Annotated in this window: 9 protein-coding genes and 1 pseudogene; 6 read left to right on the top strand and 4 right to left on the bottom strand. The window is 71.6% G+C overall.

What is annotated here, in order from left to right; all coding sequences use genetic code 11:
* The first annotated feature begins 3 nt into the window (after window positions 1-3).
* The 6 genes from SCMU_RS12190 to SCMU_RS12165 all read left to right on the top strand — a co-directional run bounded on the left by SCMU_RS12190 (window position 4) and on the right by SCMU_RS12165 (window position 6,619).
* A complete protein-coding gene (locus SCMU_RS12190; RefSeq protein ID WP_229229407.1) occupies window positions 4-474 on the top strand; it encodes an Lrp/AsnC family transcriptional regulator in 471 nt (156 codons plus the stop codon).
* Between the two features lie 125 nt (window positions 475-599).
* Window positions 600-1,460 carry an NUDIX hydrolase gene (locus SCMU_RS12185; RefSeq protein WP_229229406.1) on the top strand — a complete coding sequence of 287 codons (861 nt, stop codon included), beginning with the start codon at window positions 600-602 and terminating at the stop codon, window positions 1,458-1,460.
* Window positions 1,457-2,758: a quinolinate synthase NadA gene (gene nadA, locus SCMU_RS12180; protein ID WP_229229405.1), complete on the top strand. Its 1,302-nt coding sequence runs from the start codon at window positions 1,457-1,459 to the stop codon at window positions 2,756-2,758. Before SCMU_RS12185 ends, nadA begins: the two co-directional genes overlap by 4 nt.
* Before the next feature lie 68 nt (window positions 2,759-2,826).
* Window positions 2,827-4,533, top strand: coding sequence for an L-aspartate oxidase (gene nadB, locus SCMU_RS12175; protein ID WP_229229404.1), 1,707 nt, complete (start codon window positions 2,827-2,829; stop codon window positions 4,531-4,533).
* The gene (gene nadC, locus SCMU_RS12170; RefSeq protein ID WP_229229403.1) at window positions 4,530-5,450 is read left to right on the top strand and encodes a carboxylating nicotinate-nucleotide diphosphorylase; all 921 of its coding nucleotides are present in this window, start codon (window positions 4,530-4,532) and stop codon (window positions 5,448-5,450) included. Before nadB ends, nadC begins: the two co-directional genes overlap by 4 nt.
* Window positions 5,447-6,619, top strand: coding sequence for a cysteine desulfurase family protein (locus SCMU_RS12165; RefSeq protein ID WP_229229402.1), 1,173 nt, complete (start codon window positions 5,447-5,449; stop codon window positions 6,617-6,619). Before nadC ends, SCMU_RS12165 begins: the two co-directional genes overlap by 4 nt.
* A gap of 105 nt (window positions 6,620-6,724) precedes the next feature.
* On the opposite strand, the gene SCMU_RS12160 is transcribed toward SCMU_RS12165, so the two are convergent.
* From SCMU_RS12160 to SCMU_RS12145, 4 genes and pseudogenes are all read right to left on the bottom strand, one after another.
* Window positions 6,725-7,246, bottom strand: coding sequence for a GtrA family protein (locus SCMU_RS12160; protein ID WP_229229401.1), 522 nt, complete (start codon window positions 7,244-7,246; stop codon window positions 6,725-6,727).
* A gap of 71 nt (window positions 7,247-7,317) precedes the next feature.
* A pseudogene (locus SCMU_RS12155) lies at window positions 7,318-8,846 on the bottom strand (amino acid permease).
* A 107-nt stretch (window positions 8,847-8,953) separates the two neighbouring features.
* The gene (locus tag SCMU_RS12150) at window positions 8,954-10,396 is read right to left on the bottom strand and encodes an aspartate ammonia-lyase (protein ID WP_229229400.1); all 1,443 of its coding nucleotides are present in this window, start codon (window positions 10,394-10,396) and stop codon (window positions 8,954-8,956) included.
* A gap of 84 nt (window positions 10,397-10,480) precedes the next feature.
* Complete coding sequence (locus SCMU_RS12145) at window positions 10,481-11,545, bottom strand: asparaginase (RefSeq protein ID WP_229229399.1); 1,065 nt, start codon at window positions 11,543-11,545, stop codon at window positions 10,481-10,483.
* Between the last annotated feature and the right edge of the window lie 9 nt (window positions 11,546-11,554).

The raw sequence follows: 11,554 nt of genomic DNA, 5'->3' as shown, positions 1-11,554 counted from the left end.
GGCATGAAGGTCGACGAGCTCGACGCCAAGATCGTGCGTCTGTTCACCGACGAGGCGCGCATGAACGTGCTCGAGGCATCCCGGATCCTCAAGGTGGCGCGGGCGACCGTGCAGGCCCGCCTCGACCGCATGGTGGCCGGCGGGGTCATCGGCCGCTGGGCGCCCCACGCCGAGCCGCAGGCGTTCGGGTTCCCTGTGGTCGCGTTCTGCTCGCTCACGATCAACCAGGATTCGGGGCACGACGCCGTCGCGGCGGCCCTCGCGCGGATCCCCGAGGTCCTCGAGGTGCACACCGTCTCGGGGGACAGCGACCTCATGGTGCGCGTCGTGGCCAGATCGAATTCGGACCTGCAGCGCGTCCTGGATGCCGTCACGGCGACGAAGTCGGTGGTCCGGTCCTCCTCGGTCATCGTGCTGAATACCCACTTCGAGGGGCGCACCCTCCCGCTGCTCGAAGCAGCCGCCCGGGCCTGAGCGGCAGCCCCCGCTCCACGTCACTGTTTGGTCCTGTCCCCGGGCAGGCGTATGATGACTTAGAGTCAAATTGACTTTAACTCGCGTTGAACACGAGATGTTGCACCGCACGGCAAGGAGGCGGCATGAGCGGGATCTTCGCCACGGCGCCGTCGGCCGCGGGTGCGGCACTCAGCGTGCCGACCGGTGCGAACGTCTCCGAACGCGCGCAGCTCCCGCCCTCCCTCGCGATCTCGACCGTGATCTTCGCGCTCACGCCCGACGGCGCGCGGACGGCCGACGCACCCGGGCGTCCCACCCTGTGGCTGCCCCTCGTGCGCCGCGTGAGGGAGCCGTTCAGGGGCCAGTGGGCGCTGCCCGGCGGCCCGCTCGCGGCAGACGAGTCGCTCGAGGACGCCGCCCGGCGGAACCTCGCGGACACGACGGGCCTCGCTCCGGAGTACCTTGAGCAGCTCTACGCGTTCGGCGGGCTCAACCGCTCCAGCAGGCCCGAGCACGGAAGCCAGCGCGTCGTCTCGATCGTCTACTGGGCGCTCGTGCGTCCCACCGAGGCCGAACTCCTGCGTGGCGGGGAGGAATCGGGGAACGTGGCCTGGCACCGCGCGGACACCGCTGGTTCGGGAGAGGGCGGCCTCGCCTTCGACCACCGCGAGATCGTTGACTATGCGCTCTGGCGCCTGCGCAGCAAGCTCGAGTACGCACAGATCGCGTACCACTTCCTCGGCGAGACGTTCACGCTCGCCCAGCTCCGCGAGGTGTACGAGGCGGTCCTCGGCCGGCCTCTGGACCCCGCCAACTTCCGCCGCCAGCTCAAGGCCATGGCGGAGATCGAGCCGACCGAGATGTTCCTCGAAGGCGGCAGGCACCGGCCGCCTCGGCTCTACCGCTACACCGGCGTACGCGGCGGTCTCGACCCGAGCACCGCTCCCCCTGGGGCCGAAGCCCCGACCACTGACCCAGCAGCATCCATCAGGAGCATGTCATGACCTCTGTCGCCACCGCTATCAGCCTCATCCCGCGCAGCCAGGCCGGCACGAGCACGTCCGGAGCGGGCACCTGCAGCGCGGACCTCGCCAAGGGGCCGTGGGAGTTCGATGCCGCCGAGGCGCTCGCTGGCATGCCCGCGTACGGGCCCGGCGCCTCGAGCGGCGATGTCGCCCCCGCCTCGACGCCACGCCAGGGTCAGCTTCCGCAGGAGTACCGGGACGCGAGCGAGGCCGAGTTGCATGAGCGGATCGTCGCGGCGAAGGAGAAGCTGGGGGAACGCGTCGTCGTGCTCGGCCACTTCTACCAGCGCGACGAGGTGGTCCAGCATGCCGACTTCGTGGGCGACTCCTTCCAGCTGGCCAACGCGGCGCTGACCCGCCCCGACGCCGAGGCGATCGTGTTCTGCGGCGTGCACTTCATGGCCGAGACGGCGGACATCCTCTCGCGTGGCGACCAGGCCGTGATTCTCCCGAACCTCGCCGCGGGCTGCTCGATGGCGGACATGGCGGACATCGACTCAGTCGAGCAGGCCTGGACCCAGCTCGAGGAGCTCTTCGGGACCGAGCCGGACGCCGACGGGCGCGTCCCCGTCATCCCCGTGACCTACATGAACTCCTCTGCCGCTCTCAAGGGCTTCTGCGGCGAGCACGGGGGCATCGTGTGCACGTCCTCGAATGCCGCGACGGTCCTCGAGTGGGCGTTCGCCCGTGCCCAGCGCGTGCTGTTCTTCCCGGACCAGCACCTGGGCCGCAACACGGCCAAGGCCATGGGCGTTCCGCTGACGCAGATGCCGATGTGGAGCCCGCGTAAGCCGCTCGGCGGCAACGACGCCCAGACGCTGCAGGACTCCCGCGTGATCCTCTGGCACGGCTTCTGCTCGGTCCACAAGCGTTTCAACGTCGCCCAGATCGAGAAGGCGCGCGCCGACTACCCGGGGGTGCGCGTGATCGTGCACCCCGAGTGCCCCATGGAGGTCGTCGACGCGGCGGACGAGTACGGCTCGACCGACTACATCCGCAAGGCGATCGCCGCCGCGACCGAGCCCACCGTCTTCGCCATCGGCACCGAGGTCAACCTCGTCAACCGCCTAGCGGCCGAGTACCCGCAGCACACGGTCTTCTGCCTCGACCCGGTGATCTGCCCGTGCTCGACCATGTACCGCATCCACCCCGGGTACCTGGCATGGGTCCTCGAGGGCCTCGTCGAGGGCGAGGTGCGCAACCGCATCGAGGTTCCCGCCGACGTCGCCCCGCACGCGCGCGTCGCACTCGAGCGCATGCTGGCGGCGCGGCCGTGACACGGCGCTCGTCGGGTGCGGGCCCCGCGTCGGGCGGCGCCGGTCGCACGATACTGTCGCGCACGACATTGTCGCGCACCACACCGTCTCGCCTGGTCGTCGTCGGCAGCGGCGTCGCGGGCCTGACCGCGGCGATCACGGCCGCTGAGCAGGGCACGGCGGTCGTGCTCGTGACCAAGGCCGCGCTCGAGGACAGCAACAGCATGCTCGCCCAGGGCGGGTACTCCGCGGTGCTGCCCGAGGGCCAGTGCGCGCCCGGCGACACCGTCGCGAGCCACGTCGCGGACACCGTCGCGGCGGGCGCCGGGCTCGGCACCCGCGCGGCGATCGAGCGCATGTGCCGCGCCGCCGCGGACTCGGTTGTCGAGCTCGCGGGGCGCGGCGTCGCGTTCGACCGTGGCTCCGATGGGCGGCTCCTGCTCGGACTCGAGGCGGCGCACTCATTCCCCCGCGTCCTCCATGCCGGCGGTGACGCGAGTGGGGCGGGGATCACCCGCGCGCTCATGGCCCGCGTCCGGCGGCTCGAGGCCGAGGGCCGCCTCGATGTGATCGAGCACGCCACGGTCACCGAGATCCTGCTGGACGCGGGAGAGGCCGCCGGCATCGCCTATGTCCTGCGGGACGGCGGCGAAACGACGCTCGGCGTTGGCAGCCCGGCGCCGCACCGCATCGCCGCGCGCGCCGTGGTCCTCGCCACGGGCGGCGCCGGGCAGCTCTACAGCCAGACCACCAACCCCACGGTGGCGACCGGCGACGGCGTCGCCCTCGCGTTCGCCGCCGGCGCCGTCCTCCGGGACCTCGAGTTCTACCAGTTCCACCCGACCGCCCTGCAGGTCTCGGCGCCTGACGGGACGGTGCGCTCGTCGCTCGTCTCGGAGGCCGTGCGCGGGGAAGGTGCCGTGATCCGCGACTCGTCCGGGCGACGGTTCGTGGGCGACTACCACCCGCTGGGGGAGCTCGCGCCCCGGGACGCGGTCTCGCGCGCCCTCGCCCTGCATGAGCGCGCCGGCGGCGGCCAGGCGTACCTCGATGCGACGGCCCTCGAGGCGGAGCACGGCGCCGGGTTCCTCGCCCGCCGCTTCCCGACCCTCGACGCGATGGTCCGCACCGCCGGCTTCGACTGGCGCCGCGAGCCCCTTCCGATCGGGCCGGCGGCACACTACTGGATGGGCGGGGTCGCGACCGACTCCGACGGGGCAACGAGCGTCCCGGGGCTCTACGCCGTAGGCGAGGCCGCCTGCACGGGCGTGCACGGCGCCAATCGGCTCGCGTCCAACTCGCTGCTCGAGGGCGTCGTGTTCGCGGGACGGGCCGTGGGGCATGCGCACGCCCGCGCCGTCTCCGGCACCGGAGAATGGTCCGGGCCCCATCCGGCAGCGGTCCGGCTCGCGGCGCCGGCCGAGGGGGCGGGCGCAGACCGTGCGAGTGCCGACTGCACCAAGGCCTCGCGCGACCGGGTCGCCGCGGCCATGCAGTCCGACGCCGGCGTGATCCGCGACGGCGAGGGCCTCGCACGGCTGGCCCGCACGCTCGGCGGATGGGCCTCGGAGGATCCCGAGACCTCGCACCTGCTGCTCCTCGGCCGGCTGCTGGCCGCATCTGCGGCGGCCCGGGAGGAGTCCGTCGGGGCCCACTTCAGGGTCGACTTCCCCCAGCGGACGCTGCCCGGCGCGGGTGGCGGGCAGGCCGCGGAGGCGCACATCGACGTCGTGCGCGGAGGCAGCCGTGCCGCGCAGGCCCCAGAACTCGTCCTCACCGGAAGGAACTCCTCATGATCCCCGCAGTGCTCTCCGAGACGCGCGTGGCCCCGATCCCGCTCGCGCCCGCGGCACTCCGCCGGGTCCTCGAGGGCGCCTATGCCGAGGACGCGCCGAGCGGCGACCTCACCTCGCTCCTGCTCATCCCCGCCGATGCGAGCGCGACGGCGGAGCTGCGCGCCCGCGTGCCCGGCGTATTCTCCGGCGGTCCGGTGATCGAGGCCGGCTTCCGGCTCCACGACCCCGATGCACGGGTCGAGCTGCTCGTCGCCGAGGGCGGCCCCTTCGACGCCGGCACGGTCCTGGCCCGCGTGACCGGCCGGGCCCAGGCCATCCTCACCGCCGAGCGGGTGGTGCTCAATCTCGTCCAGCGCATGAGCGCCATCGCGGCGCTCACCGCCCGGTACGTTGCGCTCACCGACGGCACGGCGGCGCGGATCGTCGACACGCGCAAGACGACGCCGGGCCTGCGCGAGCTCGAGCGGTACGCCGTGCGCTGCGGCGGAGGCCGCAACCACCGGTTCAGCCTCTCGGACGCCGTCATGGCCAAGGACAACCACCTCGCCGTCCTGACCGGAGGGGACCTCGCAAGGCTCACGGGCGTGCTCCGCGCGGCGCGCGAGCGGCTCGGCCACACGACGCACTTCGAGGTCGAGGTGGACCGGATCGAGCAGATCGAGCCGGTCCTGGCCGCGGGCGTAGACACGATCATGCTGGACAACTTCAGCCTCGAGGACCTGCGGACCGGCGTTGCGCTCGTCGCGGGCCGGGCCGTCGTCGAGGCCAGCGGAGGAGTGAACCTCGAGACCGTCGCTGCGATCGCCGCGACGGGGGTCGACGTCATCTCCGTGGGCGCCCTGACCCACTCGGTGGTCAACCTCGACCTCGGCCTCGACGTGGTGATCGGCGCCCAGCAGATCGGCCAGTCCTCGTGATCTACCTCGACGCCGCGGCGACCACTCCGGTGCGCCGTGAGGTGCTCGAGGCCATGTGGCCGTACCTCACGGGTGAGTTCGGCAACGCCTCGAGCCACCACGAGCTCGGTGCCCGCGCCCGTGACGGGCTCGAACGCGCGCGAGCCGAGGTCGCCGAGGTGCTGGGATGCCGCCCGTCCGAGGTCACGTTCACGTCCGGCGGGACCGAGGCGGACAACCTGGCCGTCAAGGGAATTGCCCTGGGCCGGATGATGCTCGGCCGGCACGCTGCGGCCGCCGACCGGAACCGGGTCGTCGTCAGCGCGATCGAGCACCCCGCGGTGCTCGAGTCGGCCCGTGCCCTCGCCCGGCTCCACGGATTCGCCGTGGACGAGCTGCCCGTCGACGCGACCGGACGCGTCGCGCCGGAGGCGCTCGCCGCCGTCGTGGGCCCCGAGACTGCCCTCGTCTCGATCATGTACGCGAACAACGAGGTGGGCACCGTCCAGCCGATCGACGAGCTCGCCGCCGCCGCGCGTGCTGCGGGCGTGCCGTTCCACACCGACGCCGTCCAGGCCGCCGGCTGGCTCCCCCTGGACGTGCGGAAGCTCGGCGTCGACGCGCTGTCCATCTCGGGGCACAAGCTCGGCGCACCCAAGGGCGTCGGCGCACTCTACGCCGCGCGGCGCCTCGCGGTCGAGACGGTCATCGACGGCGGCGGCCAAGAGCGCGGGCTGCGCTCGGGCACCGAGAACGTCGCGGGCGCCGTCGCCCTCGCCACCGCGCTGCGGCTCGCAGACGCCGAGCGCACGACGGCGGCCGCTCGCCTCGCCGGGCTGCGTGACGCGTTCGTGGCGCGAGTCCTCGAGCTCGTGCCGGACGCGGTACTGACCGGGCACCCGACGGACCGGCTCCCGGGGAGCGCGTCCTTCTGCTTCCCGCGGGTGAGCGGCGAGTCCGTGCTGCTCGAGCTCGAGCGCCGGGGCGTCGTATGCTCGTCCGGATCGGCGTGCGCGGCGGGCTCAAGCGACCCCTCGCACGTGCTGCTCGCGATGGGGCTCGAGCCGATCGTGGCGCAGACCGCGGTCCGCTTCACCCTACCGGCATCCATCACGGCCGAGGACCTCGAAGAGGCAGCGGCGGCCCTGGGCGAGGCGTACGCCGCCGTCACAGGGATCGCGCACCGGTAGCCTGCGGGCCTGTCGCCGGGGACCAGCGAGGAGAAGTACTCGACCTTCGCGGGATCAAAGGCTGCTGACCGCAGTCCTGCGTCGGGATGTGCCCGCGAGGGTCGCCTAGGCGTCGCGGGCGCGGCGGAAGATCCAGTGGCGCAGGAGGGAGAACCGGACGGCGGTCGCGACCCAGCCGGCGATGGTCGTGGTCCAGAGCTCTGCCGCAACGTCCGCAGAAGGATTGAGCCAGTGGAGCCCGGCGAGGCTCCCCGCCGTGAGCACGAGGGCCACGGCCAGCGCCACGAGCCCGTTCAGGTGGTCCTGGGCGAGCCTGCCCGGCCCCCGGACCTTGAACGTGTAGCGGCGGTTGAGCGCCGTGTTCATCACAGACGTGACGATCAGGGCCACGGCATTGGCGGCCTGCGCGCCGAGGAAAGGCCGGCACACTGCGTACAGTGCGAGCGAGCTCACGGTGCAGACGATTCCGACGCCGGTGAACCTCGTGAGCTGGCGCATGACGGGCATTCCCCACACGCCCCGGAATGCCCGGCCGGCAAGGGCGCGCACACCGCCGAGGCCCGCCCGGACCGGCTCCAGGAGAGCGCTGTCCGGGCGGGCCTCGGGCGGGGTGAGCGGGTTGTCCATGCCCCTAGGCTCTCATGGCTCGCTGTGGCCATGCTGTGGCACAGGGATGAGGAGCCCCGCTGGCGGGAGCGCTAGCGGCGCCCGGCGGGTCGGTTGGCGATGACGGGTGCTGTGCCGGTGTAGCCGTTGCGTTCGGCGGCGATGGCGTGGATGCGTTCTCGGCTGGCGTACCAGCCGATGACCATGAGGATGGAGGCGATTGCGGTGGCCAGGAGGGTCCAGGGGGAGTCGATGAGCACGAGGACGAACACGATGGCGAGGAAGGCCAGGGTGATGTAGCCGGTGTAGGGGGCGCCGGGCATGCGGAACGCGGGGCGCTGGGTCCAGCCCTTCCTGGCCCAGCGCTGGAGCTGGATCTGGCACAGCACGATCGTGGCCCAGGTCGAGAGGATGCCCACGGAGGCCACGTTCAGGACGATCTCGAAGGCGTCGGCGGGCACGAGGTAGTTCAGGGGCACGCCCAGGAGGGAGACCAGGGCGGTGATGGCGATGCCGCCGTAGGGGACGCCGGCCTTGTTCATCCGGAGGGCGAACTTGGGTGCGGAGCCGGCGGCGGCCATGGAGCGCAGGATGCGTCCGGTGGAGTAGAGGCCGGCGTTGAGGGAGGACAGGGCGGCGGTGAGGACCACGAGGTTCATGATCACGTCCATGCCCTGGACGCCGATGGAGCCGAAGAAGGTCACGAAGGGGCTCACGCCCTGCTGGTAGGCGGTGTAGGGCAGCAGGAGGGAGAGCAGGATGACGGAGCCGACGTAGAAGACGGCGATGCGGACCACGACGGAGTTGATCGCGCGGGGGATGATCTTCTCGGGGTTCTGGGTCTCCCCGGCTGCGGTGCCGACGAGTTCGACGGAGGCGTAGGCGAAGACGACGCCCTGCATGAGCAGGATCATCGGGGCGATGCCCATCGGGAAGATGCCGCCGTGGTCGGTGATCAGGGACAGGCCGGTCGGGGCGCCGGTGGGGGTGCCGAAGAGGACGAAGTAGATCCCCAGGAGCAGGAAGCCCACGAGGGCGGCGACCTTGATCAGGGCGAACCAGACATCTCGCCGAAGACCTTGACCGAGACCAGGTTCAGGGCCAGGACCAGGACCAGGGCGATCAGGGCCCAGGCCCATTGGGGCACGGCGGCGATCCAGGGCACGTACTTGCCGAAGAAGTGCATGTACAGGGCCGCGGCGGTGGTGTCCACGATGGTGGTCATGGCCCAGTTGATCCAGTAGAACCAGCCGGAGATGTAGGCGGCCTTCTCGCCGAAGAACTCGCGGGCGTAGGAGACGAAGGAGCCGGAGGAGGGGCGGTGGAGCACGAGTTCGCCCAAGGCCCGCAGGATCAGGAACACGAAGGCCCCGCAGATCGCGTAGGCGAACACGAGGGAGGGCCCGGCGGCGGCCAGGCGCCCGCCGGCGCCCAGGAACAGGCCGGTGCCGATCGCCCCGCCGATGGCGATCATCTGGATCTGGCGCGCCTTGAGGCCCTTGTGGTACCCCGCGTCCTCGGCATGGATGACATGGTCGGCCACATGGGCATGCCCATGGTCTTCGAGATGGTCCGGGATCTCCGGGGCGCCCGGCTGCGGTGCTGGGTTGGCTGAGGACATCGGGGTCCCTTTCGGTGAATGGATGGTCAGGGGGAGGGGGAGGGGGATTAGGGGGAGGGGGAGGGGGAGTGCAGGGTCAGGTGGGCTAGGGGATAGGGGATAGGGGACTATGCGCCCAGGTTGGCCAGACGTTCGGGGCGGAGCAGCTCCTCGAGCCTGTCGGCCGTGAGCAGGCCGCGCTCGAGGACGAGTTCCGCGACGCCGCGGCCGCTTGCGAGGGCTTCCTGCGCGATCGCGGTCGCCTGGGCGTATCCGAGGTAGGGGTTGAGGGCAGTGACGAGGCCGATCGACTGCTCGACGCCCGCCCGCAGCCGCTCGGCGTTGGCCGAGATGCCGACGACGCAGCGATCGGTCAGCGTACGGCATGCCGCTGTGAGGTGCGTGATGCTCTTGTTGAGGCTGTGCACGATGATGGGCTCGAACGCGTTGAGCTGGAGCTGGCCGGCCTCCGCCGCCATCGTGATCGTCACGTCATTGCCGATCACCTCGTAGGCGACCTGGCTGACCACCTCAGGGATCACGGGATTGATCTTGCCGGGCATGATCGAGGACCCGGACTGCACGGCAGGCAGATTGATCTCGCCGAGGCCCGCGCGGGGACCGGAGGAGAGCAGCCGGAGGTCGTTGCAGATCTTGGAGAGCTTGACGGCCACGCGCTTGAGGACGCCGGAGAGGTGCACGAACGCGCCCATGTCCTGGGTCGCCTCGATGAGGTCGACGGCGGTCACGAGCGGCAGGCCCGTGACCTCGCCGAGGTGCCGGCACGCCGCTTCGGCGTACCCGGCGGGCGCGTTGAGCCCCGTCCCGATGGCGGTCGCGCCGAGGTTGATCTCGTGGATGAGGCAGGACGCCTCGCGAAGCCGCTCGCGATCCTCGCCGATGGTCACGGCGTACGTGCCGAACTCTTGGCCGAGCGTCATGGGCACGGCGTCCTGCAGCTGGGTGCGGCCCATCTTGACCACCGTGCGGAACTCGTCGGACTTCGCGGCGAACGCGGACTCGAGGGCCTCGAGCGCGCTGAGGAGTTCCCGGATCCCGAACACGGTCGCGACCCGCACGGCGGTCGGGTAGACGTCATTGGTGGACTGGCTGAGGTTCACATGGTCGTTGGGGTGGAGGACGGCGTATTCGCCCTTGGCATGGCCGAGGAGCTCGAGTGCGCGGTTCGCGATGACCTCGTTGGCGTTCATGTTCGACGACGTGCCCGCCCCGCCCTGGACCACGTCCACGACGAACTGGTCAGCGAGCGCGCCGTCGAGGATTTCCCGGCAGGCGGCCTCGATCGCGGCGCTGCGCTCGTCGTCGAGCAGGCCGAGCTCGCGATTGGTCCGGGCCGCGGCGAGCTTGACCGCAGCGAGCCCCCGCACCAGGTGCGAATCGGTGGAGAGGGCCCGCGCGGTGATCGGGAAGTTCTCGACGGCCCGGAGCGTGTGGACGCCCCAGTATGCGTCCGACGGCACGTCGCGGTCGCCTAGGAGGTCGTGCTCGGTGCGGACGGACGGGGCGGTGTTGCCCGTGTTCTCTGTGCTGACCGTTGCGGTCGTGGTCATGGCTGCCTTTCTGGGCACACGTGAGTAGGCGTGCCGCAGCGAAGAGATGGGGAAGGGGCGTGGGGTGGGTGTGCGAGGGAAGGGTCAGCGGGCTGCCGGGAGCACGCCGTCGACCGCGGAGAGCGTCCCGACGCGCTTGCCGCCACCGAGGACGGACTGGCTGGCGAGAGGGTCGAGCGTGCCATCGAGGGCCTCCGGGACGCCGAGCGCGGCGAGGGCGCGCACGGTGATCGGCATGCGGGCGCGGTCGCCGCCGTCGGAGACCTTGACCGCGAGCCCGCGTCCATCGGCGAGGCCGACGAGCTGGACCGCCTCGAACCCGTCTTTGGCAACCAGGCCGGGCACGAGCCGCATGAGGTCCGTGACGTCGCGGCCCTCGCCGGCGACCATCTCAGGGTGGCTGCGCATGGCGCGCGCGACGGCGGCCTCCGCGCGCGAGGGCGCGGCGTCGTCGTGCGCAGGGGCTGACGACGCAGCCGCGAGGCGGCCGTACGCGCGGGCCATCCCGGCGAGCGTGAGTGCCGGCAGCGGTGTCCCGCAGCCGTCCGTGCTCCACAGGGCGGGGATCTCACCCGTGAGCTCTTCGATCGTTGCGGCGACGCGCTCCTGAAGCGGGTGGGAGGGATCGAGATAGCCTGCCACGGGCCAGTCGTTGACTACGCACACGGCAGCCATGGCCGCGTGCTTGCCGGAACAGTTCTGGCAGACGTGGTCCGCCGTTCCGCCCCCGCGCAACCATTCCTCGCGTTCGGCAGCGCCGTACGGCAGATCCCTGGTGTTCGCGAGCGCGGACTCGTCGAGGCCGTGCATCGCCAGGATACGGCGAGCGCCATCGCGGTGGGTCGGGCCGCCGCTGTGGCTTGCCGCAGCGAGGGCGAGCAGGTCGTCAGCGAGGGCGAGGCCCGCTCGGACGAGGGCCACAGCCTGGAGCGGCTTGAGTGCAGAGCGGGGATAGAACGGGGTCTGCGCGTCCCCGGCGGACCAGAGGATGTCTCCGCCCGGTGCCGTGGCCACGGCGCTGCCGTAGTGCACGGCCTCCACGAGACCGTCACGCGTCTGGACTGCCAAGGGGACGTGGGCCGGCACAGGCGGTGTGAGGGTGTCGGAGTCTGCGGTCTGACGGGCACGCTGCGCGATCGCGGAGGTCATGGGTGAGCT

This window comes from Sinomonas cyclohexanicum, assembly GCF_020886775.1.
GTDB lineage: Bacteria > Actinomycetota > Actinomycetes > Actinomycetales > Micrococcaceae > Sinomonas > Sinomonas cyclohexanicum.
Note: the sequence above shows the minus strand (reverse complement) of the source record. Positions and strands in the feature narration are given on the sequence as shown.

Bases quoted from the DNA above. Each gene is read 5' to 3' on its own strand.
- SCMU_RS12185 (WP_229229406.1), top strand. From the start codon at position 600: ATGAGCGGGATCTTCGCCACGGCGCCGTCGGCCGCGGGTGCGGCACTC.
- SCMU_RS12160 (WP_229229401.1), bottom strand. From the start codon at position 7,246: ATGGACAACCCGCTCACCCCGCCCGAGGCCCGCCCGGACAGCGCTCTC.
- nadA (WP_229229405.1), top strand. From the start codon at position 1,457: ATGACCTCTGTCGCCACCGCTATCAGCCTCATCCCGCGCAGCCAGGCC.
- nadC (WP_229229403.1), top strand. From the start codon at position 4,530: ATGATCCCCGCAGTGCTCTCCGAGACGCGCGTGGCCCCGATCCCGCTC.
- SCMU_RS12150 (WP_229229400.1), bottom strand. From the start codon at position 10,396: ATGACCACGACCGCAACGGTCAGCACAGAGAACACGGGCAACACCGCC.
- SCMU_RS12190 (WP_229229407.1), top strand. From the start codon at position 4: ATGAAGGTCGACGAGCTCGACGCCAAGATCGTGCGTCTGTTCACCGAC.
- SCMU_RS12145 (WP_229229399.1), bottom strand. From the start codon at position 11,545: ATGACCTCCGCGATCGCGCAGCGTGCCCGTCAGACCGCAGACTCCGAC.